The sequence below is a fragment of the Acinetobacter sp. ANC_7511 genome (assembly GCF_056779975.1).
Map to the genome: position 1 here is coordinate 55728 of NZ_JBWYIY010000013.1, position 24270 is coordinate 79997.

The 24270-nt window shown below is 40.4% G+C and carries 22 protein-coding genes; 10 read left to right on the forward strand and 12 right to left on the reverse strand.

All coding sequences use genetic code 11. The features are described 5' to 3' along the window. Window positions 1–20: 20 nt before the first annotated feature. From AC1M9L_RS10265 to AC1M9L_RS10290, 6 genes are all read left to right on the forward strand, one after another. A complete protein-coding gene (locus tag AC1M9L_RS10265; protein ID WP_481590830.1) occupies window positions 21–1223 on the forward strand; it encodes a PLP-dependent transferase in 1203 nt (400 codons plus the stop codon). Window positions 1224–1235: 12 nt separating this feature from the next. Beyond that, entirely contained in the window at window positions 1236–2819 is a 1584-nt protein-coding gene (locus AC1M9L_RS10270) for a helicase HerA-like domain-containing protein (protein WP_481592040.1), read from the forward strand. A 149-nt stretch (window positions 2820–2968) separates the two neighbouring features. Beyond that, on the forward strand, window positions 2969–3730 hold the full coding sequence (locus AC1M9L_RS10275; protein WP_481592041.1) for a globin domain-containing protein: 762 nt from the start codon (window positions 2969–2971) through the stop codon (window positions 3728–3730). Between the two features lie 106 nt (window positions 3731–3836). Then, window positions 3837–4283: an RrF2 family transcriptional regulator gene (locus AC1M9L_RS10280; RefSeq protein WP_481592042.1), complete on the forward strand. Its 447-nt coding sequence runs from the start codon at window positions 3837–3839 to the stop codon at window positions 4281–4283. Between the two features lie 86 nt (window positions 4284–4369). Next, the gene (yihA, locus tag AC1M9L_RS10285; RefSeq protein WP_481592043.1) at window positions 4370–5224 is read left to right on the forward strand and encodes a ribosome biogenesis GTP-binding protein YihA/YsxC; all 855 of its coding nucleotides are present in this window, start codon (window positions 4370–4372) and stop codon (window positions 5222–5224) included. A gap of 133 nt (window positions 5225–5357) precedes the next feature. Then, window positions 5358–6302 carry a metal-dependent hydrolase gene (locus AC1M9L_RS10290; protein WP_481592044.1) on the forward strand — a complete coding sequence of 315 codons (945 nt, stop codon included), beginning with the start codon at window positions 5358–5360 and terminating at the stop codon, window positions 6300–6302. Between the two features lie 55 nt (window positions 6303–6357). On the opposite strand, the gene AC1M9L_RS10295 is transcribed toward AC1M9L_RS10290, so the two are convergent. Both AC1M9L_RS10295 and AC1M9L_RS10300 read right to left on the reverse strand, forming a co-directional pair. Next, window positions 6358–7611 carry a dicarboxylate/amino acid:cation symporter gene (locus AC1M9L_RS10295; RefSeq protein WP_481592045.1) on the reverse strand — a complete coding sequence of 418 codons (1254 nt, stop codon included), beginning with the start codon at window positions 7609–7611 and terminating at the stop codon, window positions 6358–6360. Window positions 7612–7780: 169 nt separating this feature from the next. Further along, window positions 7781–8653, reverse strand: coding sequence for an acyl-CoA thioesterase (locus AC1M9L_RS10300; protein WP_035265059.1), 873 nt, complete (start codon window positions 8651–8653; stop codon window positions 7781–7783). A 301-nt stretch (window positions 8654–8954) separates the two neighbouring features. Between AC1M9L_RS10300 and plsB the strand changes: the two genes are divergently transcribed. Then, window positions 8955–11528, forward strand: coding sequence for a glycerol-3-phosphate 1-O-acyltransferase PlsB (plsB, locus tag AC1M9L_RS10305; protein WP_035265057.1), 2574 nt, complete (start codon window positions 8955–8957; stop codon window positions 11526–11528). 36 nt (window positions 11529–11564) lie between these two features. Here plsB and AC1M9L_RS10310 read toward each other — a convergent pair whose 3' ends face one another. Then, window positions 11565–12362, reverse strand: coding sequence for a Rossmann-fold NAD(P)-binding domain-containing protein (locus tag AC1M9L_RS10310; RefSeq protein WP_481592046.1), 798 nt, complete (start codon window positions 12360–12362; stop codon window positions 11565–11567). Between the two features lie 53 nt (window positions 12363–12415). On the opposite strand from AC1M9L_RS10310, the gene recG reads away from it, so the two are divergent. After that, window positions 12416–14461, forward strand: coding sequence for an ATP-dependent DNA helicase RecG (gene recG / locus AC1M9L_RS10315; protein ID WP_481592047.1), 2046 nt, complete (start codon window positions 12416–12418; stop codon window positions 14459–14461). Window positions 14462–14528: 67 nt separating this feature from the next. After that, the gene (locus AC1M9L_RS10320) at window positions 14529–15161 is read left to right on the forward strand and encodes a ComF family protein (protein WP_481592048.1); all 633 of its coding nucleotides are present in this window, start codon (window positions 14529–14531) and stop codon (window positions 15159–15161) included. A 17-nt stretch (window positions 15162–15178) separates the two neighbouring features. Here AC1M9L_RS10320 and AC1M9L_RS10325 read toward each other — a convergent pair whose 3' ends face one another. Next, window positions 15179–15580, reverse strand: coding sequence for an NUDIX hydrolase (locus tag AC1M9L_RS10325; protein ID WP_481586778.1), 402 nt, complete (start codon window positions 15578–15580; stop codon window positions 15179–15181). Next, window positions 15577–16176 carry an LOG family protein gene (locus tag AC1M9L_RS10330; RefSeq protein WP_481592049.1) on the reverse strand — a complete coding sequence of 200 codons (600 nt, stop codon included), beginning with the start codon at window positions 16174–16176 and terminating at the stop codon, window positions 15577–15579. Before AC1M9L_RS10330 ends, AC1M9L_RS10325 begins: the two co-directional genes overlap by 4 nt. Window positions 16177–16331: 155 nt before the next feature. Between AC1M9L_RS10330 and AC1M9L_RS10335 the strand changes: the two genes are divergently transcribed. Beyond that, a complete protein-coding gene (locus AC1M9L_RS10335; protein WP_035265042.1) occupies window positions 16332–17345 on the forward strand; it encodes a CorA family divalent cation transporter in 1014 nt (337 codons plus the stop codon). Between the two features lie 110 nt (window positions 17346–17455). Here AC1M9L_RS10335 and AC1M9L_RS10340 read toward each other — a convergent pair whose 3' ends face one another. The 7 genes from AC1M9L_RS10340 to AC1M9L_RS10370 form a co-directional block, all read right to left on the reverse strand. Further along, entirely contained in the window at window positions 17456–17743 is a 288-nt protein-coding gene (locus AC1M9L_RS10340) for an STAS domain-containing protein (protein WP_481592050.1), read from the reverse strand. 12 nt (window positions 17744–17755) lie between these two features. Further along, window positions 17756–18388, reverse strand: coding sequence for an MlaC/ttg2D family ABC transporter substrate-binding protein (locus AC1M9L_RS10345; protein WP_035265038.1), 633 nt, complete (start codon window positions 18386–18388; stop codon window positions 17756–17758). Between the two features lie 19 nt (window positions 18389–18407). Next, on the reverse strand, window positions 18408–19088 hold the full coding sequence (gene mlaD, locus AC1M9L_RS10350) for an outer membrane lipid asymmetry maintenance protein MlaD (protein WP_180028249.1): 681 nt from the start codon (window positions 19086–19088) through the stop codon (window positions 18408–18410). Next, window positions 19088–19867 (reverse strand): lipid asymmetry maintenance ABC transporter permease subunit MlaE, encoded by a 780-nt coding sequence (gene mlaE, locus AC1M9L_RS10355; RefSeq protein ID WP_481592051.1) that lies wholly within the window; start codon window positions 19865–19867, stop codon window positions 19088–19090. Before mlaE ends, mlaD begins: the two co-directional genes overlap by 1 nt. Next, window positions 19864–20682, reverse strand: a complete 819-nt coding sequence (locus AC1M9L_RS10360; RefSeq protein WP_481592052.1) for an ABC transporter ATP-binding protein — start codon at window positions 20680–20682, stop codon at window positions 19864–19866. Before AC1M9L_RS10360 ends, mlaE begins: the two co-directional genes overlap by 4 nt. 422 nt (window positions 20683–21104) lie before the next feature. Beyond that, window positions 21105–22919: a DEAD/DEAH box helicase gene (locus AC1M9L_RS10365; RefSeq protein ID WP_481592072.1), complete on the reverse strand. Its 1815-nt coding sequence runs from the start codon at window positions 22917–22919 to the stop codon at window positions 21105–21107. Window positions 22920–23327: 408 nt separating this feature from the next. Then, entirely contained in the window at window positions 23328–24158 is an 831-nt protein-coding gene (locus AC1M9L_RS10370) for an inositol monophosphatase family protein (RefSeq protein ID WP_035265030.1), read from the reverse strand. Between the last annotated feature and the right edge of the window lie 112 nt (window positions 24159–24270).

Consider the following 24270-nt stretch of genomic DNA (forward strand, 5'->3'; position numbering starts at 1 on the left):
ACGGTTTATACAGGTAAATTGTGAAAATAAATACGCAAACTCAACTCATACATAGCCCTAGAAAAGCACCTCAACTTTTAAATAGTATTCAACCCCCTATTTATCGTGCATCAACGATCATTTTTGAAAATACCGATGCTCTTTTCAATCGCCATTGGACCGATGCTTATGACTATAGTTACGGAACGCATGGCACCCCTACCACGTTTACGCTAGGCGACAATATTGCACAATTAGAAGGCGGAGAATACTGTCTACTTGCACCAAGCGGACTCTCTGCAATCAACTTGGTGAATTCTTGTTTTTTAGCACATGGTGATGAAGTTTGGGTCGCGGACAATATTTACGGTCCAAATATGGAGCATTTGCGAAACCTAGAATCACGTTATGGGATTGCCGTTAAGGTCTATAACCCAATTGATGTTGAGAGCTTTAAACCCAGTGATAAAGCTAAGTTAATTTGGTTAGAGGCTGCAGGATCTGTAACACTCGAATTTCCAGATTTAACGAATCTGGTCAAAAAAGCTCAAACGCATAAGATCCTTACCGCACTTGATAATACTTGGGGAGCGGGTCTAGCTTTTAATGCTTTTGATTTTGGTACAGAACACTTAGCAGTCGATATTACCGTCCATGCACTCACCAAATATCCAAGCGGTGGTGGTGACATTCTCATGGGGAGTGTCGTAACAAAAAACAAGGATTTATACCACAAGCTATTTCGCATGCATGCAATTCAAGGGATTTCTATATCAGGCGATGACACCGCACAGATTCAGCGCAGCCTATCTTCAATGGAACTCCGTTATACGCACCAATCTAAATCAGCGCTAACTTTATTAAGCTGGCTTCTACAGCAAAATGAGTTTGCACAAGTATTGCACCCTGCCAATCCAAAATCTGCAGGTCATACTTTTTGGAAAGAAGTTTGCCTATCAGAATTGAGCGCAGGTTTGATCAGTGTAATTTTTGATAAAAAATATAATCTTCAAGATATACGCAATTTTTGTGATGCGCTTAACCTGTTTAAATTAGGTTTTAGCTGGGGTGGCCCAGTGAGTTTAGTAATGCTCTATCAAATTGATCAAATGCGTGAGCTTGCACATACACATTTACAAGAAGGAATATTGGTTCGTTTTTGTATAGGACTGGAACATCCTCACGATTTGATAGAAGATATTCAACAAGCACTCAAAATAATGCAACAACAAAAGATCGAATAAAAAGGAATAATTATGAGCACACCAATTGTCATCGCAAAAAAAACCTCAGATACATCCCAAGAGATTGTTTTACATTCGCAACTGGCAAACCGACATGGCTTGATTGCCGGCGCAACAGGAACAGGAAAAACAGTCACTTTAAAGGTCTTGGCAGAGAGCTTTTCTCGTATTGGTGTGCCGGTATTTTTAGCCGATGCAAAAGGTGATGTCTCTAGCCTTGCCAAAGCAGGTGAAAATAATTCAAAATTTGATGAACGCATCAAGAGCCTCAATATTGAATCAATCCCATTTAGCGCATCACCTGTGGTTTTTTGGGATTTATTTGGCGAACAAGGTCATCCGATTCGGACTACAGTATCAGAAATTGGTCCATTGCTTTTAGCCCGAATGCTGAATTTGAATGACACCCAAGAAGGTGTGCTTTCTGCGATTTTCCGCATCGCGGATGATCAAGGTTTATTACTGATCGACTTTAAAGACCTCAAGGCGATGATCACTTATGTGACTGAGCATGCAGCTGACTTTAAAGCAGAATACGGCAATCTTTCTCCTGCCAGCTTGGGTGCAATCCAACGTAATTTGCTAGCACTGGCCGATCAAGGCGGTGATCAATTTTTTGGTGAGCCTGCATTAGACCTCATGGATTTTATCCAAACCGATACACAAGGACACGGCAATATTAATTTGCTCGCTGCCGACAAATTAATGAACACACCAAAGCTTTATGCGACTTTCTTACTCTGGATGCTTTCCGAACTGTTTGAACAATTACCTGAAGTCGGCGATATGGATAAACCGAAATTGGTATTTTTCTTCGATGAAGCTCATTTACTGTTTGACAATGCCAGCCCTGCTTTGCAAGAAAAGATCGAACAAGTGGTACGCTTAATCCGCTCTAAGGGAGTAGGTATTTATTTTGTCACCCAAAATCCTCTGGATTTACCTGAAAGTGTTTTAGGACAACTGGGCAACCGTGTTCAGCATGCACTTCGAGCCTTCACACCAAAAGATCAAAAAGCAGTAAAAACTGCAGCTGATACTTTTAGAGCAAATCCTGCATTCAAAGTACAAGATGCTATTACGGAGCTGGCAGTTGGTGAAGCGCTGATTAGCTGTCTAGATGAGCAAGGTACGCCACAAATAGTTGAACGCGGTTGGGTTATGCCCCCATATTCATCTTTTACACCTATCACGCTTGAAGAGCGTAAGACGCTCATGACAAACAGTGTGGTTGCAGGTGTTTATGAGCAAGTACTTGATCGAGAAAGTGCTTTTGAAATGCTGCAAAACAAAGTAGTTCAGCGTCAACAACAAGCCGAACAAGAAGCGTTAGCAAAACAACAAGCTAAGGAACAAGAGGCCTACGCGAAGCAAATTGCTAAAGAGCAAGAAGCTTTCGCAAAACAGCAAGCCAAAGAACAAGAACGCCTTGCCCGTGAACAACAAAAAGAAGCAGAACGTGCAGCCAAACAACGCGAAAAACTCACCCAAGATATTGTCGGTACGTTTGCTAAAAGTGCTGCACGAAGCCTCGGCGGAAGCACTGGGCAAAAAATCGTCCGCGGTCTACTGGGCTCATTATTTGGAAAAAAATAGCCCTCCCTTTACCCATCATTTTTAACTTCATTATGGGATATTTTAATATCCCATAATTATTTTAAGGTTTTCTATGCAAGTCATATTGCAGCTCGACCCTAAAAGATGTATTTTAAATATATCTTTTAATAAAACTAAAGTTGAAGCTCATGACGCCACAACATATTGAACTTGTAAAAGCGACTGTTCCCGTCCTGCGTGAGAATGGTGTTGCCCTTACAACCTATTTCTATAATCGCATGCTGAACAACAACCCCGAGTTAAAAAATACATTTAACATGGATCATCAAAGTACTGGTCGTCAGCCACGTGCTTTAGCTGCTGCTGTTTTGGCATATGCTGAAAATATTGAAAATCCTACAGTTTTGGCAAAAGCGATTGAGCGAATTACCACTAAACACGTAAGTTTAGACATTCAAGCGGATCAATACTCGATTGTGGGTGAAAACCTTCTGCATTCAATCAGCGAAGTATTAGATGTGCCAATGGACTCTGATCTGATTGCTGCTTGGAAAGCCGCGTATATGCAATTGGCAGACATTTTAATTGGTGTCGAAAAATCAAAATATGAAGCTTTGACTGCACAAAATGGCGGTTGGGCTGGCTGGCGTGAATTTAAAATTACAGCGATTGAAGCTGAAGCTAACGCCAAAACCTTAACTTTAGCTGCCAAGGACGGTCAAACCATTGCGACGGCTGAAGCAGGTGAATATATTTCGGTACGAGTCCAAGTACCGGGGCAAGAGATGCGCCAACCACAACAATTTAGCTTTGATGCTGCACAAGCTGACCAGTATCAAATCACAGTAAAAGCGGTAGATGAAGCAACTGAATATTCTGTGGCAAATATCTTATTAAACCACTATCAAGTAGGTGATGTGGTTGAGGTGTCTGCACCACTAAAAAATTAATTCATCTAAATCTTTAACCTAAATAAGATTTTAAGAGATCATTGAAAGCTCCGTTCACTGGGCTTTCAATGTTAAGATAGAAATAAGCTATCTTTTATGACGATCTATGCAACTGAATAAATTTACCGACTATGCCCTGCGTATATTGATGTATGTCGCACAACCTCGTGACTTGCCTTATACCATTGCAGAACTGGCAAACCAATTGCAGGTCTCAGAAAACCACGCCATGAAAATCGTTCACTTTATGGCAAAACAAAATTGGCTAATGACCACTCGAGGCAAAGGTGGCGGTATACGTCTAGCCCCTCAAACTCTGAATATCTCATTAGGGACTTTAGTGAGAACACTTCAAGGCGATCAGCAAATTGTAGAGTGTCATAACCCACCATGCGTATTAAGAAGTGACTGTGGCTTAAAAGGCATTTTAGATCATGCAGTCAAACAGTTTTATCAGCATTTAGATCAATTTAAACTGAAGGATGTTATACCCACCTCAGGTACAAAATTCAATTCAGATTCACCCATTCCTTTCATTCAAGTTACACCATAGATTGACTCAATTCGATTGAGTATTCGCTTGCATGCGCGACTTCCTTTATAATAGCTGATTGTAAATTGAGTTATTGAAGTTGAGCTATGCATCACAGCAGAGGAAAGTCGAAAAACAGTAAGGCGTCAAATGCCCCAAAGCAAAAGATCAGCTATGAGAAAAAAGCCGATCCAGCGATTACTGAATATTCGGTTCAAGCGCTCAACTGGTTGCGCAAAGCCGAATTCTTAATGAGTGCACCAAAACTGAATTTATGTGTAGAAGACACAGGTTATGAGATTGCTTTTGCAGGTCGCTCGAATGCTGGTAAATCGAGTGCGATTAATGCATTAACCAATCAAAAACAACTTGCACGTGCGTCTAAAAAACCTGGTCGCACACAAATGATTAACTTTTTTAGCATGGGCAATGCCGAACAAAGATTAGTTGACCTTCCTGGATATGGCTATGCTGCTGTACCTGAAAGCATGAAAATCGTTTGGCAAAAAGAGCTTGAAAACTACCTCATTCATCGTGAAAGTTTACAAGGGCTTGTACTGTTAATGGACATACGACACCCTTTACAACATTTCGATGTTATGATGTTAGAATGGGCTTATTCACGTAAATTATTTGTCCATGTTTTATTAACAAAATCAGATAAGTTAAATCGTGGTCCAGCTTCCAAAGCATTGCAAGAAGTCAAAGCTCAATTAAAGAAAATGAAGCTTAACTTCTCTATCCAATTGTTCTCATCCCTCAATAAGCATGGTCTTGAAGAACTCGCAAGCGTTATTGCTGGTCGTTTAAATTTTACGCTTGAGCAGCCTAACGGATTTGATCTAAGTGCAATTCCTGAAGTAAGTGAATCAGACATCGATGAAGATTTTGATCATGTTATTCAAGAAGATGATGAATCACCAAGCGAAACAACCGAACTAAAATCCAACAAAGCCGAATAGTATCTACCCTACCGAATGGTTAAATCATTACATTCACTAATTGATATATCAATGTCCTCAAATGCTAAGGTTATTTGAGGGCATTTTTTTATACTGAAAAATGATAATCACAACAAAAATTCAGGAAAGTGTGATGAAATTATTGTCTCGATTAAGAAATAGTAAGATTGGATCTTCTATTGAGTATCACATCAAACCTCGTAAAGTTAAATTTGAGTGGGCGGATACACCAGTAGATTGGGTTCCAAATCAGCCTTTCGTTAGTTATTTTATCAATGAAATTAATAACATCTTACCAGCAGGCGAATTTTGGTTTTGTCGTCTGTACAACAAAGTTTTGCCGAAAATTACTGATGAAAAACTTGCAGAAGATGTGAAAGCTTTTATTCGCCAAGAAGCAATGCACGCTCAAGCACATAATTCAGCAAATAAAGAATATCTCAGCGCACGTCATATCGATATTCAACGTAACCTCGATATCATGGACTTTCTTTTTGGAAAACTTTTAGCGGATAAACCTTTAGGTCTAAACATCCCAAAAGCCTTAGATCATCAGTGGGATTTATTCAGATTAGGTATTATTGCTACTGTTGAACATATGACTTGTGTCCTCGGCAAATATGCCTTGTACAACAAAAAATGGGGTGAATTGGGCGCTGATGCCAATATGCTCGATCTCGTAAAATGGCATGGAGCTGAAGAAATTGAACACCGTACCGTTGCATTTGACTTATATCGTCATCTCGGCGGTGGTTATATTTCTCGCTATTATCAAAGTGTAGTTGTGATTGCTGCTGTATTAGGTTTATGGGTTGATGGGGCTGCTCATATTATGGGTCAAGACCCTCGCTTTAAATCAATTAAACCAGCTGTTTACAAACCTTGGATTTGGCGTGAATGGGCACGAATTGCCCAAAAAGACAATGGTTTACTACCTCACCCATTCTGGCTTGTTTCTCAACAACTCGGCTATTTAATGCCTTGGTATGACCCTGTTCATGAAGCAAAAACTGAAGATGCGATTAACTATCTAAATCAATCACCAGCAGCAGAACGCGCAGCACTGAAAGTTGCATAATGTATTTAATAAAAAAGCAGGGTGATCCCTGCTTTTTTATATCTGATCTAATCTTTTAAGCTGTATTTTTTTCAATGGGTTCATGATCAGGATTCGTGTAACGATCTACAACAACACTAATCATCATATCCCCCTGCACATTAACCACTGTTCTGACAGTATCTAACAAACGGTCAATCGGCAATAATATCGCGATTGCTTCTGCTGGAAGTCCAACTGATTGTAAAACCATAATCATGGTAACCATACCTGCGCTAGGTATACCTGGTGCCCCTAAAGATGCAATCATTGCTGTCGCACACACAATCAATTGTTGTCCTAACGTTAAGTCAAGCCCCATTAAATTCGCAATAAACAGCGCCGCCGCAGCCTCATATAATGCCGTCCCATCCATATTCAACTGTGTCCCGAGAGGGATCACAAATCCTGCAGTCTGGGGTCTTACTCCTAAATTTTCCTGAGCACACTTCATTGATAGCGGCATGGTTGCGGAACTTGAGCTGGTAGCAAACGCCGTAATCAAGGCTGCTCGTGTTCCCTTAAAAAATGTAATTGGATTCATTCTCCCGAAAATCCAGAGCAACAAAGGCAAAACAACAAGACCATGAAAGATGGTCGTTCCCGTGACTACTGCTGCGAATTCTGCTAATCGACTCAGAACGGATAGGTCCTCCGTCGCGATTAACTTTGCCAGTAACGCAAAAATCCCTATTGGTGCGAGCTTCATCACCCAACCAATCATCAACATCATGATTTCAAAAAATTGCTGACTCAACGCTTTCACTGTTTTAAATTTTTCACCACCTTTAACGAGAGCCACCCCAATTAAAAGTGCAAAAACGACAACGGCTAACACATTACCTTCAGCAAATGCTTTAAACGGGTTTATTAGTGTATTTTGGATAAAGTTGGTAAAAAAACTCGAGGGCGTCAAAGTATCAGGCGTCTGATGCTGATTCATGGTCTCTTGAAAAATGGTGATGTCTACACCCTTCCCGACCTCGAAAAGATGCGCACACGCAAGCCCCAAAATCAGTGCCAAAGTTGTGGTTGTGACACAACAAGCGAGGGTAATTTTCCAAGTTCTACCAAGTTGGCCACCAGTCTGTAGATTGGAAACTCCGACAACAATAGAACTAAAAATGAGAGGAATCAGTAATAGTTTAAGTAGACCAATAAAAATACTACTGGCAATCCCTAAGCCATATAAACTTCCGTTAAAAAATGCTGTATCAGGGAATACATTTAACAAGAAGCCAAAAGCCACACCTAGAATTGCAGCAATTAAAATTTGCGTATTTAGACTCATGTCCTGTGCTTTTCATTTTGATTTATTAGTCGCACTATGCCATGAGCGACTTCAAGAATCGATCATTTTTTCTTGTTAGCTTTGCAACCGAAACGAATAATTTATAAATACAAATATGAAGTAAAAAAGCCAAATCTGAAGATTTGGCTTGAAGCATAGATCAATTATCTTATTGCGTTTCGATTTCACGAATTCGAATTAGACCTTCTTGTACTGTACTACAGACCAATTGGCCATTTTGCCACATTCGTCCAAAGTTCAATCCTCTAGAACTTGCACTAATCGTTGCTTCCATGTCATAGAGCATCCAATCATCTACACGAAATGGTTTATGAAAGTACATGGTATGGTCAATGCTGGCACATTGTAAACTCGGTGAAATATAACTGAGTCCGTGTGGTCGTAGTGCAGTTGTCATCAAAGTAAAGTCTGAATAAAAAGCAGCGATCGCCTGATGTAATGCATTTTCATCTACATCATCAGCCAAACGATCGTGTGTACGAATATAGTGCGCGTAAGACGGCGCTTCAGGTTGTGGTTGGAATGGATTGACTGGCATTACAGGCTTAATTTCAACATGACGATCACGCATAAAGCTGGCACGCACATTCTCTGGTACGAAATCGACAATCATTTTCTTGAGTTCAGCTTCAGATTTTAGCCCATCTACTGGCGGGTATTCTGGTTCAGCAACTTGATAATTGAGACCCTCTTCTTGGTCTGCAAAAGATACCATACACATGAATATCGTCTTGCCATGTTGAATCGCACGAACTTGGCGACTCACGAAACTACGCCCATCTCGGATTCGATCTACTTCATAAATAATGGGTGCATTAACATCCCCACCAAATAAGAAATATGCATGCAATGAGTGTGCAGGGCGATCAGTTGTATATGAAGCAGCACGTAACGCTTGACCTAGAACTTGCCCACCAAAGACACGTTTGCCAACCAAATTTTGGCTTTTGCCTCTAAAAATGTTTTCTTCAAGTCTTTCTAGCGTGAGTAAATCTACGAGTTCTTGCGTGAGCTGATTCATATCGGACCTATATATTTCATTGCTACGACATTAAATTGGGCCTGTTGAATTTAAACAGATTTTCCAATTTAATGACTCAATCTTTATATTGCCATAATTTCCGAGTAAACAACTAAACTTTGCTTGACTATATTGTCATAAAACAAATTTGATATTTTGGCTAAAAATACGATTATTAACGAAAATTCATCCAAATTCTGTGCATTTTGTTAGAAAATGACATATTGTTTTGATCACAGATTTAAGAAAATAATTGCCTTCATTCGCGTCATGCGAAATTCGTCTTTGGCTAGGAGTATGTATGTCCAAGAATGGCTTTGGTCAAATGTATCGTCGACTTTCCAGTAAGTTGCTTGACCTCGTAGTAACACCGCATGTTCTTGGAGAGGTTCCTACTGAAACCCAACCTTCAACACCACCCACTGAAAATAATACGACTCACAAAAAAGTGGTGTGCTATGTATTACAAAATTACTCGCGTAGTAATGCGTTAGTGGTTGACGGCGAAACTCGTCGATTAAATCTCGCGCCAGCACTTGACCCACTCATGATCGGGGACCATAAAGAGAAAGCTGCTGTATTATTTTTACAACACCAAGATGAAACAAACTTACTTAATCCGCCACCCCATGCATTTCCACCTCGTCTCCTCAGATTGATCGAGATATTGGATAAGCATCCAGATACTGACATTGAACTTATACCTGTGACTGTATTGTGGGGCCGCTCACCGGACAAAGAAGATTCATTATTTAAATTGCTATTTACGGACACTTGGGCAACGCCAAGTACTGTTAAACAACTGATGAATATTGGTTTACATGGTCGCCAATCTTTTCTTGAATTTCATGAACCAAAATCACTGCGCGAATTGGTAGATTACGCACGTGTAACACATCCAAACTTGTCTCCTGCAACATATATCGTCAATCAACTCAATGATTATCTAGATCGTCAGCGTGAAGTTGTATTAGGTCCAGATTTGTCAGATCGTCGAAACGTGATGCAATCATTGATTAAATCTCAAGATGTTCAGGACGGAATTCGCAAAGAAAGTATTCGCTCTAAAATCAGTTTGATTGAAGCTGAGCGCCGTGCGATCGGCTACGTGAATGAAATTGCATCAGACTATTCTCATGCAACCGTACGTTTTGCAGAACAAGCCCTGACGCGTCTTTGGACTCAACTCTATGACGGCGTAGAAGTACATAATTTCAATACAGTTCGTGAATTAGCGAAAGACTACGAAATTATTTATACACCTTGTCATCGTAGCCATATTGACTACCTATTACTCTCTTATGTGATTTATAAGCGTGGGATGATGGTACCGTACATTGCTGCAGGTGATAACCTGAATATGCCATTCGTTGGACAGCTTTTACGTGGTGGCGGTGCATTCTTTATACGTCGAACCTTCCGTGGAAATGCGTTATACACCACTGTATTCAAAGAATATCTATACAGTATCCTATCGCGCAACACGCCATTAGAATACTTTATTGAAGGTGGACGTTCACGTACTGGACGTTTATTACCGCCGAAAACAGGTATGTTGGCAATGACTGTGCATAGTCATTTGCGTGGTCGTGCTAAACCTATTGTATTTGTCCCGACCTATTTTGGTTATGAACGCCTGATGGAAGGTGCAACTTACGTCGGTGAAATGAATGGTAAGCCTAAAGAGGCCGAATCTATCTTTGGTATTTTACAAACCTTAAGAAAGATTGAACGCATCTTCGGTAAAGTACACGTAAACTTTGGTGAACCCGTCTTCCTTGATGAGATTTTGAAACAGCATGGTGCTGAACATATCAAAATTGAGAAGAATGATGACCCGATTCCTCAAGAAGTTTCTGATGCAGTCAACACCTCAGCAAATGCAATTCTTGAAAATATTAACCGTGCTGCTGTTATCAACCCAGTTTCGTTATTGTCACTTATTCTTCTATCGACTTCCAAGCACACGCTTGATGAAGAGATTTGTATTAAACAGTTAGATACCTATCGCAATCTTCTAACAGCTTTACCTTATGATCATCGAGTTCAAATCACACCACTGTCTGGTAAAGAAATCATTGCTTATGGTTTAAAACTCAAGTTGATTAAGCGTGTAAAACATGTCCTTGGCGACATCATTGCGATTGAAGATGGTCAAGCAGTATTACTGACATATTTCCGCAATAATATTTTGCATGCTTATGTCTTGCCATCACTGATTGCTGCGATGGTCGAGCACAATGGTAAAATTTCACAGGGCGATTTGATTAATGTCATTCGTACACTTTATCCATTCTTGAAAGCTGAACTTTTCCTTAAGTGGAATACGGATGAGCTTAAAGAACAGATCTGTAACTATGTTCAAGGTCTGGTAGAAGCACAGTTGATTACGATTGATGAACATGGAAATTTATGTAGCCCTGCACCTAACTCTGAACAACACAATCAGTTAGTCGTGCTTGCTGCTCCAGTGAAGCAAAGTATTGAACGCTACTACATGACACTTGCCCTAATTACTCAACGTGGCTCTGGAAATATTACGACCAAGCAGGTCGAAGATTTAAGCCATCTATTAGGTCAGCGTTTATCTGTACTTTATGAGTTCAACTCACCTGAATTCTTTGATAAAGCGCTCTTCCAAAGTTTTATCAAAGTTCTGACTCAACAAGGCTATATCAGTAATAACGAAGAAGGCGCAATAGTCTTTGATGCACAATTCAAAGAGGTTGCTCAATATGCCAACTTGGTACTAGATGATGTAACCTTACAAATGTTGCAACATATCACTTCATTTAACGATGAAGAGCTCAAAGAAGCTTTGGATGCAGTTGCTGATCAACAAGCCAAAAAACGCTTAAAACGCAAGAAAAAATAGTATCTAAAACCCTCCCCAGCGAGGGTTTTTTTATGCCTAAATGAGTTCTCGATAATCCTTAAAAAATTGATTATGTTTCAATTTAAAACCAGTGCTTAACATTCGAGAGGCATAAATTTTCTTTCCATGCTGTGCCTCACTCAATAATTTTAATGGAAGGATGTTTAACTGCTTTTGGAACCACAGAATAATTTCATGTAATGGAATGGGTTGATTATTACTACAAATATAAGTTTTTTCTGGATGTTCCACGTGAAGTAAATGGACAAGAAAACCCGCTAAATCTTCGATATGAATTCGATTCGACCAATGCACATTGGGATAGGTCATTGTATTTTGAGCAAGCTGCATCATTCTCTTCACGGATACGCCATAAATACCAGTGGGTCTCACAATGATACATTGCTGTGGGAAGGCGTCTTGCCAAAGTTTCTCCATTGTGGCTAACACTAATGCTTTCTCATCTTTCGGATTGATCTCTGTTTGGTCATCAATCTCCTCCCCTTGATCTTGTCCGTAAACGCGTGTTGATGAGACAACAATAATCTTTTGGATGGGATGCAATGCCAGCTGATTTCTCATATGTGGAATCGCATCTATGAAAGCAGCTTTATACCCGTCTAGTGATGGGTCTTTGGGTGCAATCAACACGTATACTGCATCAATAGGCGACAATGTCGATAAATCAAGTTGGTGTATATCTTGTTGAAGATGCATAGCACCTGCTTGATCTTTCCTGCTTAAACTGACTGTGGTAATTTGATGTCTTTGTTGAAATAATTGTTTAGCAACATGTTGGGATGTTTTACCATAACCGATAAATAGAATATGCATGTAAGACCTATTCTCTAGTGTTATAAAGTCAATTTAAGCAAAGTTGAGGGGACATGACTGCAGTCCATCAGTTGCAAGGTGTAGGAAACGCCGCTGCCGCTTTACTCGAAAAATTAAATATCTGGAATACGGATGATCTTTTGTTTCATCTGCCTCGAGATTATGAAGATCGCAGTACTATTGTGCCCATGAATCAACTTCAAGTAGGTCGAAGCTATTTACTTGAAGGCACTGTCGCATCAATGGATATGCCGCCCGGTAAACGCAAATCCATGGCAATATTATTACAAGATGATTTTGGAAAAGTCACCTTACGTTTTTATCATATTTATAAAGCATTGATGGATCGCGCAAAGCCTGGAAATCGTTTAAGAGTGTTTGGTGAAGTCCGAGTAGGCGCTCGTGGCCTAGAAATGTATCACCCAGAAATTCAATTGATTACGGAGCATACCCCACTTCCAAAAACGCAGCTAACCGCAATTTACCCATCAACGGAAGGACTCACTCAACCTAAACTGCGCGAATATATTAAACAAGCTTTAGCACAACATGCCCATGATTTACCAGAACTGATTCCTGCAAAATTTACCAATGGGTATGCTTTAAAAGAAGCACTAGAATATATTCATCACCCTCCCACCGATGCCAATATGTTGCAACTGGCTGAAGGGCAGCATCCTGCGCAGCAACGTCTCATCTTTGAAGAATTAGTCAGTCATCAAATTAGTTTGTTGACTCGTCGTGCATACATTCAACAGATCTCCGCACCTGCATTTTCAGCCAGTCGAACATTTGCCAAACAACTTCTCTCCACACTTCCCTTTGAAATGACGAATGCTCAAAAACGTGTTTCAAATGAAATTGTGAAAGATCTTAAACAAAACAAACCGATGCTCAGACTGGTGCAAGGTGATGTAGGCGCAGGCAAAACCCTAGTAGCAGGCATTGCGGCATGTCATCCACTCGAAGAGGGATGGCAAGTTGCTCTTATGGCACCGACTGAAATCCTCGCAGAACAACATTATTTAAATTTTAAAAAATGGTTCGAACCACTCAGCATCCAAGTTTCTTGGTTATCAGGCAAACAAAAAGGGAAAGCACGCGCTGCTGCAGAACAGCAGATTAGAGAAGGCTCTGCCCAATTGGTCGTCGGCACTCATGCACTATTTCAGGATAACGTCCAGTTTCATAAATTGGGTCTTGTCATCATTGATGAACAGCATCGGTTTGGAGTTGACCAGCGTCTAGCATTACGAAATAAAGGGGCACAGGATACGACACCACATCAGTTAGTAATGACCGCCACCCCTATCCCACGTACGTTAGCAATGTCAGCGTACGGAGATTTAGATACTTCTGTGATTGATGAGTTACCCCCAGGGCGTACCCCAATCCAAACAGTCACTATTCCACTCGATCGTCGTGAAGAGGTCCTGCAGCGTATTGCGACAAACTGCGCTGAAGGTAAGCAGGCTTATTGGGTCTGTACATTAGTGGAACAATCAGAGACGTTAGATGCCCAAGCTGCTGAAGCGACTTATCAGGAGATTAAAGAACGCTTTCCGCACCTCAATATTGGTTTGGTTCATGGCAAAATGAAAGCTGATGAAAAACAAGCTGTCATGCAACAGTTCAAAGACAATCAATTACAACTGCTGATCGCAACAACTGTGATCGAAGTTGGAGTGGATGTACCAAATGCATCCATCATGGTCATTGAAAATGCGGAGCGACTGGGTCTATCTCAACTACATCAATTAAGGGGGCGTGTGGGTCGAGGTGCTAAAGCAAGTTTTTGCGCATTATTGTATAAAAGTCCTTTATCGCAGAATGGACAAGAGCGTTTACGCATTATGCGTGAAACCAATGATGGCTTTTTAATAGCAGAAAAAGATTTGGAAATCCGTGGCCCAGGCGAACTGTTAGGAACGAAACAAACTGGAGACATGGGCTTTCGCGTGGCTAAATTGGAACGTGATGACCATCTGTTAACTCAAGCGCACTATGTCGCGACTCAAATTTTAAAAGATTACCCACATCAAGCGGATGCTCTTCTTAAACGATGGTTACCAGAAGCACCTAGATATGCGTATGTTTAATATGTTCCTTAATCAACGAGCTCAGCTATAATCATAGGTACTCACAATAAAAATAACTTGAGCCATGATGCTGAGCCCTATTCATAACCTCTATCACACATTATTATCACGACGCGCTTGCCAATTATGTGGATTCTCTCCAACTCAAACCCACAGATTATGTGATGACTGTTGGACAATGCTCCCATGGAAAAGCCCTTCACTCATTCATCGACATGAAAGAAATATTTATGCTTGTTTCGACTATAGCTTTCCTATAGATCGCATTATTCACTTATTCAAATATGAACAACAACTTCATTATCAAACTTTTCTAGCACACACATTGCTAGAACTTAAACTGAAACGTTTTCAAGCGATTGTACCTATGCCTATTTCAAACGAGCGCTTGAAAGAGCGTGGTTATAATCAAATGATGGTCATCGGAAAAATGCTTTCCAAAAAACTGCAAATACCCATTTGGCAGCCAATTGAACGTTCAGCACAACACTCACAGAAAGGCTTAACACGTGTAGAAAGAATCGAGGATATTCAATCTCAATTCAAACCAATACGTTCAGAAAAAGGAAAGTTTAGAAATATCCTGATTATTGACGATGTCGTGACCACAGGGAGTTCAGTCAATGCGTTGGCCAATGCACTAGAAAAGCTCGGCTGTCAGAACGTTCAGATCGCATGCATTGCAGCCGCAGAATATTGACACAGTCACTTTAAGTTTTAATTGGCATTAAAATGCTGCCTACACCAAGGAATCACGATTTCTCGAGTTAACGGTGCTAAAGGCGTAGCATCATCATCTAAATCGATCCATTTCATTTCAGCAATTTCTGCATGAATATGAGGCTCTTGTTTAAGCTGAACTCGATAGAGATAACTAATCAACTGATGATCCGCTTCATTTGCAGCTTTGGTTTCAAAACGACCTATATATTGATCTATTACTGCCTCAGCGCCAATTTCTTCTTTAATTTCTCGCAGAATCGTGTCCTCAGAAGGCTCATTCTCCTCTAACTTCCCACCAACTTGCATGAAAAACTGGGTATTCTTTTTTCGAACCAACAACAACTGCTGATCCTCATTGGAAATAATCGCTGCTGCGACAGTAATGACTTTGCTCATGTATCTAGTTTCACCAAATCTTCTCGATCTTGGACACCCCATTTCGGTTGTGGTGCCTGATAAGACTCGAATTTTGACACAATATCCTCGATTGAAGTTGAATTGATTAATGCATTGGTAAAGCGAGCTCGAGTAAACTCTTGATCTGTCGTATGTTGAATGAATTGTAATAGAACATCATAAAACCCGTTAATGTTTAAAAATGCGCAAGGTTTAAGATGAATACCGAGTTGCGCCCATGTCCATTGTTCAAAAATTTCTTCAATTGTTCCTGCACCACCCGGTAAGGCAATAAAACCATCCGACAAATCTGCCATCAGCGTTTTACGCTCATGCATACTGGTAACAACGTGAAGTTCAGTCAAATTTGGATGTGCTAATTCACGATCCACCAATCCTTGTGGAATCACGCCAATGACCTTTCCACCAGCCTCTAATGCACTATCCGCAACAATCCCCATTAATCCTGAACGACCGCCACCATACACCAAGTTCTTGCCTTGTTGCGCTAAATATTTCCCTGTTTTCTTTGCTGCATCAGCATAAACAGGATCGGAACCTAATGTTGAACCACAAAATATTGCAATAGAATTCATTTAAAATTAGCCTTAAGTTTTTATAACAACAATTAAAATGATATGTTCTGTGTTTTTTAACCTAATTAATGATGGAATCAGTTTTTTTTCATGGCATCCTTGTCTAAAATACACCCATCGTTCACACACAAACTGCGCAAGGGAGAAAAGATAAAATGCTTGAAGCCTTTTATGCCACAGAGCGCGGTAGTCTAGAAGATGCAACGATCAATGGTGGGTTTGATTTACACCCTGAATTGGTTTGGATCGATTTAATTGCACCCTCTCAAGATGAGCAAGAATGGGTTTTAGATGCCTATAAACAAAATCTTCCAACACTAAAATCATTAGAAGATATTTCTTCATCTGCACGATTCTACCGTGATGATGATGGCATTTTACATATCAGTACGTATTTTTTAACGAAAAATAAAAACTACCAAGTCGATGGTGACCCTGAAGAGTCATCCAATATGCTAGGAACGGTTCAAACCGTTGCATTTATTTTACATAAAGATCGACTATTTACTTTACGTGGTGAAAAGCTCGTTGCTTTCCGTGCCTTTCGAGCACGTGCTCGCCGTAATGATTACGACATTGACTATAAAGATCCGACTTGGATACTTTTGGGTTTACTCGAAGCTAAACTCGATGAGCTTGCGGATATCTTAGAAGATATCCACAAGGATCTAGAACTCTACTCTACAGAAGTATTGAATGTTCGCCACCGTGAACAAATTCTTGATCTCGATGATATGATTACCCGTCTTGCTCAAAAAGAAGATATGTTGGGTAAAGCACAACTCTGTTTGATTGACTTACGCCGCGTTCTGACCTTCTTAGCAAGACCTCGTGCCTTAGGCAGTCATATTTATGATGCTGATATTCGAGAACTCAGTGAGGATGTTCGCTCATTAGTAGAACATGATGCATTCTTGTTCCAGAAGGTTCGATTCCTATTGGATACCACTTCGGGTTTCATTAATACTGAACAGAATGATACGATTCGTCGATTCTCGATTTTACCTAGCATGCTTGCTCCCCCGATGTTGGTGGCCAGTATTTATGGTATGAACACTGATGTACTGCCCTTTGCTCAAGGAACGACGAGCTTTGTTGTTGTCAGTCTGATTATCCTAGTATTCTTATTTGGACCACTGATTTATTTTAGATGGAAAAAATGGATTTGAGCACGCTTGGATGTTGTGTTTTTTAAACAACGTATGAAGTACCTTCTGTTGAGTAAATTACTATTTTAAAGCGATAAAAAAGCACCCTAAGGTGCTTTTTTATTTTTCAATCAAATCAATTTTAAATCATTTTCTAAATGGCAAGATTGAATGATTTTCATCATTTTTTCTGGCACAGATTTAAACTGTAAACTCGATATTCCAGGTGCTTGACGCAATAAACGCACTAAAACAGCTAGCGCCAGAGTACTACCATGTTCAAGACCTGATAAATTTACAGTAAGTGGAAACTGCTTTGCCTGCTGAATCAACATTAAACCTTGTTGATAATACTGTTCAGCATTGTCGAAACTAATTTTTCCAGAAACTATAATTTCTTGATCTTTGAGTGAAATCACAATTGTTCTCTGTTATTTTTTCTCAACTGCAGCTTCAGCATCAGGCTTAAAGTTTGCAATTGCTTTATTGATATCGCCACCATTACGCTTCACAGTAGCAGCAAACTGATTACGGAATTGCAAACCTAAGTCAATTCCAGAAACGTTGATATTGCGAATCTTCCACTGATCACCTTTATCAGCCAATTGGAACGATACAGGGATCTTCTCACCTTTGTTAATAAAATCAATCGTTACAACAGGGTTTTTAGTGTTAGATGCTTTATAGGGACGAATTGTATATGTCTGATTAGAAAACTTAGAGAAAGCACTACCATAGTTTTCAATCAATGTTTCACGGAAGTTCTTCTCAAACTGTGCGCGTTGAGCAGCATTACTATATTGATTCGTCGCATAAGTTCCCATCACGATACGAGTAAATGATTGCGAATCAATATATGGATCTAAATTTTGACGAACAATTGCGCGTACCGCAGCAGGGTTATTTTGTAACTTAGCTTGGTCTGCTTTTAAACGTGAAATTAAGCCATCAGCTACTTTTTTGATAAATGCAGGAGGAGTCTCCGTAGGTGCAGCAAATGCTGTACTCGCAATCATCGTCGATAAAACGCTAACAGTCAGTGTTTGCTTGACGAACGTATTCATTTATTTTTCCTCTATTTAATCATTCAACAAAAGAAGCAGTTTCATCTGTGAACTCCACAGTTTCTGCATCTGATGAACCATTTGAATCTTTTTTCGCAGCTGAATCACCAGCACCACCTGTCACAAATTTAGACACTAAGTCTTCAATTTCCATTGTGCTTTGTGTGTTGCCAATTTGATCACCACGTTTTAAATAATTTAAACCACCACCTGGAACAATTTTGAGATACTTCTCGCCCAGTAAGCCATTTGTCGCTACCATAATGTAAGCATCTTCATCAATATTGGTGATGGAGTTCATGTTAGCGATCAGTTGCTTTTCCATTTCTTTTTGTTGCGATGGCGTCGCAGCTTCATAGTCACTGCTATAACGCAACTCTTCTAAAGCACCTTCTTGCACAGTTTTAAGTTGTTCATCATTGAAAGATGTCAGCTCACCATCTAAATTAATTTTCACTGTTGCAAGACGTGTTAACGGATCTAATGTGATTGACTCAACTTCACCAACTTTTACACCGCTCAGTGCAACTTTAGCACGTGGTTTAATACCATTCACATTATCAAAAGTTGCGGTCATGCTATAACTGTCTTTTAAATTTGTCCCAGCTAAGCCACTTACTTTCATTGCCAAGAAAAATAATGCACAACCAAATAGAATCACGAATATTCCAACTGCGAGCTCACTCGTACGTGATTTCATTACACACCTCCAAACATGACCGCAGTCAAAACAAAATCAAATCCTAAAACACATAGTGATGAATACACTACCGTTCTTGTTGTTGCTGTCGCAATGCCTTCTGATGTAGGCTCGCATGAATATCCCTGATATACGGCAATCCACGTACAGATTAAAGCAAATACAAAGCTTTTGATGATCGTGCCATTAAAGACATCTTTATAAAATTGAACGGCACTTTCCATACCACTCCAATACGAACCTTCATCAGCACCTAAAAAATCCACACCGACCATTTTTCCGCCCATGATCCCCACAGCAGCAAAAATTACGGCAAGCATAGGCAAACTAAATATACCCGCCCATAAACGTGGTGAAATAATGCGTTTAAGTGGATCAACACCGATCATTTCCATACTAGACAATTGCTCAGTCGCTTTCATCAAACCAATTTCGGCGGTTAAAGCAGATCCTGCACGCCCCGCAAAAAGAAGTGCAGCAACCACTGGCGCAAGTTCACGCAACAAGGTCAACGAAACTGCTGCACCAAGCATCGCTTCACTGCCGAAAGTGACCAAAATGCTATACATCTGTAAACCCAAGACTGCACCTATAAACAGCCCTGACACCACAATGATAAGCAATGATAATACGCCAACACGATACATTTGATAGATAAAGAGTTTGACTCCAATCCAAGTCGGTATCGAAAATAAAATTTGAACTAGCATAATGGCTGCAACGCCAATACCTTGAACACGTTCTATAACGCGTCTACCTAGTGAGGCTATCGCATTCATGTACGCACCTCATCACTTAAATATGCTTGATGACTAAATTGATAATCCACAGGACCTTCGACCGAACCTGTTAAGAATTGACGGACGAAAGGCGAACTATGATTCTTTAACTGATCAGGTGTGCCCTCGCCTTGTACTTTACCTTCCGCAACCACATAAATGTAATCTGCGATCGATAATGTTTCAGCAACATCGTGAGACACGATAATGGTCGTTAGGTCTAACGCTTCTCGTAAAGAACGAATCAATCGGGTTAAAACCCCCATTACGATGGGATCCTGACCAGCAAATGGTTCATCGTACATAATCAAATCTGGATCTAGTGCAATTGCACGAGCTAACGCCACACGGCGATTCATCCCCCCTGAAAGCTCAGAAGGCATCATTTGCTCAGCGCCACGTAATCCCACAGATTCGAGTTTTAAAGCGACCAGTTCTGCAATCAAATGTTCAGGCAATTGAGTATGGGCGCGGATAGGGAAAGCTACATTTTCATAGACAGTCATATCAGTGAAAAGCGCACCACTCTGAAAGAGCATCCCCATACGAGCACGAGCTTTAAACAATTCCTGACGACTCATTTGGCTAATATTTTTACCATCCAACAAGACCTCGCCTGCATCAGGTACAAGTTGCCCCCCAATGAGTCTAAGAAGCGTGGTTTTCCCCGTCCCTGAAGGCCCCATAATGGCAGTAATTTGACCCTTACGAATCTTTAAATTGACTTGGTCGTAAATAACACGATCACCACGATTAAAGCTTAAACTTTTTACTTCGATCAACGCTTGCTCATCGATTTGTATTTGATTATTCATAGCTGAGCGTGTTCCTACAATTTTTCAGCTTGCATACTATACTCTGAAATAACTGAATTTAAATGTTATTTATAAAATACAAGGTTAAGCGGACATTGTAGCATTATTGATCATTTTTATTAATTTTGCTTATAGAAAGATGTGTTTTATTTATGAAACAATGATTTGAAATTATTCTTTTTTATAAATTTATAATGTGATACTAAAAAAGTAATAGGCAAGATTAAGTAATACCAATAAAAAGAACACGTACATCATGATTGCACCAACATTCATTTGCTTCGTCTCAATCATTATAATCTTATTATTCATATTTTACATTTACCATAAATAATGTGAAATTATTCACTTTTATTCTAACAGATTTTTTGATATGAGCAATAAAAAACCAGCCCGAAGGCTGGTTTATTTAGCTATACCGATTAGTCGTTAAATTTACGACGTGGGCGATCGCTATTGAATTCACGCTTTGGGCGGTCATCACCAAATGTACGTTTTGGACGATCAAAACCACCTTCACGACGTGCTGGACGGTCACCGAAATCACGTTTTGGACGGTCACCAAAACTGTTTTCACGAGGTTTATAATCTACACGGTTACCACGATTGTCATCGTTAGAACGAGGGCGATCACCGAAATCACGCTTTGGACGATCATCAAATGAACGTTGCGGACGGTCACCGAAATCGCGACGTGGACGATCTTCGCCATTAAACTCACGACGTGGACGGTCATTGTTAAACTCGCGACGTGGACGATCTTCACCATTGAATTCACGACGTGGACGATCGTTGTTGAACTCGCGACGCGGACGATCTTCGGCATTAAATTCACGACGTGGACGATCGTTGTTAAACTCGCGACGTGGACGATCCTCACCATTGAATTCACGACGTGGACGATCTTCACCAAACGAACGGCGTTCGCCATCACGGTTACCTTCGCGACGTTTGAAGTTTGATTCACCTTCAAAACGACGACCACCACCGAAACCACCACGGCCACGGCCTTCACCACCACGGCCACGACCGCGACCAGCGCCATCACGACTACCGCGTGCTGGAGGTGGAGATGGCTCAAGACCTTCAATTTCAGAAACTTCTAGACGTGCATCTAAGTAGTCTTCTAAAGCACGAATTTTACCACGTTCACGGTAAGTCGCTAATGTGATTGCTTTACCAGTACGACCTGCACGACCTGTACGACCAATACGGTGTACATAATCTTCGTTCTTCATTGGAAGACCAAAGTTAATCACGTGTGAAATTGTTGGTACATCTAGACCACGTGCTGCAACATCAGTTGCAACTAAAATTTTTGCGCGACCTTCACGGATGCTGCGCAAACGACGGTTACGTACAGTCTGTGGCATTGCACCATGAAGTGCTACAACTGAAAGACCAGCTTCAGACAGTTCTTCTGCAAGCATATCTGTATCTTCTTGTGTAGAAGCAAATACAACAGCTTGATCAAGATCTTCTTCATTTAACCAATGTGTTAAAAGCTTTTTCTTGTGCTCAAAACCATCAGTCCAATGTAGAGTCTGAGTGATGTCAGTATTCGTCGTGTGACCAGTTTCAATCGCAATACGTTCTGGCTCATTCATCATACGTTCTGCCAACGTAATAATACGTGGTGCGAACGTCGCAGAGAACATTAATGTTTGATCACGGTTACCCGCTAAATCACTGATCGCCTCTAAATCTTCAGAGAAACCAAGATCAAGCATACGGTCTGCTTCATCTACGATTAATGATTTAACTTTGTCCAATTTGATTTGACGACGGTTTACTAGATCAAGTAAACGACCTGGAGTCGCCACAACAACTTGTGCACCTTTTAATTGTTGGATTTGTTTACCAAAAGGCATACCACCCATAATCGCAGCAATACGAACACCTTTCATGTGACGTACAAATGCAATCGCATCTTGGCTCACCTGTTGAGCCAATTCACGTGTAGGGCAAAGTACTAAAATTGTAGGTGCAGTTACAGCACGCATACGCTCTTTGAAAGAAAGCAACGTATCTTCACTACCCGCTAAAGCGTGAAGTGTAGGTAATAAGAATGCAGCAGTTTTACCAGAACCTGTTTGGCTTGATACTAAAAGATCTTTACCATCTAAAGCAGCAGGAATTGATTGTTCCTGAACAGGAGTAGGCGATGTAAAGCCTAATGCTTGTAATGCTTGTTGAAGTGATTCGTGTAGTGGAAAATCAGCAAAAGTTTTGCTCATAGAGTTTTTCACCCGAAAATTGGGTGCTCCATTAAATAAAGTCTGATGGACATCGGCAAAAAGCGGTACAGCAATAATCGCTGAAAATATAGAATCAGCGGCGATCCGAGAACGACGATGCGTATAACGCACACATGATTACAGCCTGAACCTGAAGGAATCGCTTTTAGCGATTGGGTGGGGCGCGAAATAATGTCCTCTCTTTGGACCGGACGCGCATACACAATATAGAAGAGAAATGTTCAGGTAATGAACGAAATTTAGTGCGTGCGCGGAGTATAACAGATTTTTTTATAATGTCATTAAGTTTAATTGCTTTTTGGTGCATTCAAGTACAAATATTCAGATTTATCATGTTTTGGACATAAAAAAGCTCCCAGTTAGGGAGCTTTCATAAATTTGATCTGCTTATTTAGCAGCAGCACCCCAAGCTGGGACAACTGCTTGCATCAATGGTTTCAATAATTTCATAGAACAAGCCAAGACTTGACCATTTTCCATTGAATTTGAACCACCGCGCGCATCAACTACTGTACCACCAGCTTCTTTTACAATTAGTTCACCCGCTGCAATATCCCATGGTTTCAAACCAAGTTCGAAATAACCATCGTAACGACCAGCAGCAACATAAGCTAAGTCGAGTGCTGCTGAACCTAAACGGCGGAATTGAGCACCTTGCTCAGATACTGCCAACAAAGAATCGAAGTGATTTTTTGCATAAGAAACTACTTCGCCATCGCGTTTAGCACGATATGCATGACCAACAGCCAAGAATGTACGATCTAAACTATCTTTTACATTCACACGAATACGACGTTGGTTCATCATTGCACCGCGACCGCGACTCGCAGAGAACAATTCATCTTTGATTGGGTCATACACAACACCGTGTTGAGTCACGCCTTTGTGTTGAACTGCAATAGAAATACAGAAGTGTGGGACACCATTAATGAAGTTTAAAGTACCATCTAAAGGATCGATCACCCAACACCAATCAGCATCGTGACCTTTACCTTCTTGCATACCAAACTCTTCACCAAGGAAGCTGTGATTTTTATAGCTTTTGCGCAAGATATCGATCGTCAATTCTTCAACATAGCGATCAACGCGAGTCACAGGACCTTCGATACCTTTTTCTTCAACTTGCAGATCAAGTTTATGACGATTCTGATGCGCTTTTAAAAGCTCTTGACCAACTGTTTGAGCCGCACGCGCAGCCATCACCACCATAGGTTCCATTGAACACCCACTACAAATTTGAAGATACTGATAAAGAATAATGCATAAAAGCGCCGACATTTTATCAAATATCGGCGCTTTTAGGTAAAAAATGTTTCTAAAATTTTATGAC

Bases quoted from the DNA above. Each gene is read 5' to 3' on its own strand.
- AC1M9L_RS10270 (WP_481592040.1), top strand. From the start codon at position 1,236: ATGAGCACACCAATTGTCATCGCAAAAAAAACCTCAGATACATCCCAA.
- AC1M9L_RS10275 (WP_481592041.1), top strand. From the start codon at position 2,969: ATGACGCCACAACATATTGAACTTGTAAAAGCGACTGTTCCCGTCCTG.
- AC1M9L_RS10280 (WP_481592042.1), top strand. From the start codon at position 3,837: ATGCAACTGAATAAATTTACCGACTATGCCCTGCGTATATTGATGTAT.
- yihA (WP_481592043.1), top strand. From the start codon at position 4,370: ATGCATCACAGCAGAGGAAAGTCGAAAAACAGTAAGGCGTCAAATGCC.
- AC1M9L_RS10290 (WP_481592044.1), top strand. From the start codon at position 5,358: ATGAAATTATTGTCTCGATTAAGAAATAGTAAGATTGGATCTTCTATT.
- AC1M9L_RS10295 (WP_481592045.1), bottom strand. From the start codon at position 7,611: ATGAGTCTAAATACGCAAATTTTAATTGCTGCAATTCTAGGTGTGGCT.
- AC1M9L_RS10300 (WP_035265059.1), bottom strand. From the start codon at position 8,653: ATGAATCAGCTCACGCAAGAACTCGTAGATTTACTCACGCTAGAAAGA.
- plsB (WP_035265057.1), top strand. From the start codon at position 8,955: ATGTCCAAGAATGGCTTTGGTCAAATGTATCGTCGACTTTCCAGTAAG.
- AC1M9L_RS10310 (WP_481592046.1), bottom strand. From the start codon at position 12,362: ATGCATATTCTATTTATCGGTTATGGTAAAACATCCCAACATGTTGCT.
- recG (WP_481592047.1), top strand. From the start codon at position 12,416: ATGACTGCAGTCCATCAGTTGCAAGGTGTAGGAAACGCCGCTGCCGCT.
- AC1M9L_RS10320 (WP_481592048.1), top strand. From the start codon at position 14,529: ATGCTGAGCCCTATTCATAACCTCTATCACACATTATTATCACGACGC.
- AC1M9L_RS10325 (WP_481586778.1), bottom strand. From the start codon at position 15,580: ATGAGCAAAGTCATTACTGTCGCAGCAGCGATTATTTCCAATGAGGAT.
- AC1M9L_RS10330 (WP_481592049.1), bottom strand. From the start codon at position 16,176: ATGAATTCTATTGCAATATTTTGTGGTTCAACATTAGGTTCCGATCCT.
- AC1M9L_RS10335 (WP_035265042.1), top strand. From the start codon at position 16,332: ATGCTTGAAGCCTTTTATGCCACAGAGCGCGGTAGTCTAGAAGATGCA.
- AC1M9L_RS10345 (WP_035265038.1), bottom strand. From the start codon at position 18,388: ATGAATACGTTCGTCAAGCAAACACTGACTGTTAGCGTTTTATCGACG.
- mlaD (WP_180028249.1), bottom strand. From the start codon at position 19,088: ATGAAATCACGTACGAGTGAGCTCGCAGTTGGAATATTCGTGATTCTA.
- mlaE (WP_481592051.1), bottom strand. From the start codon at position 19,867: ATGAATGCGATAGCCTCACTAGGTAGACGCGTTATAGAACGTGTTCAA.
- AC1M9L_RS10360 (WP_481592052.1), bottom strand. From the start codon at position 20,682: ATGAATAATCAAATACAAATCGATGAGCAAGCGTTGATCGAAGTAAAA.
- AC1M9L_RS10365 (WP_481592072.1), bottom strand. From the start codon at position 22,919: ATGAGCAAAACTTTTGCTGATTTTCCACTACACGAATCACTTCAACAA.
- AC1M9L_RS10370 (WP_035265030.1), bottom strand. From the start codon at position 24,158: ATGGAACCTATGGTGGTGATGGCTGCGCGTGCGGCTCAAACAGTTGGT.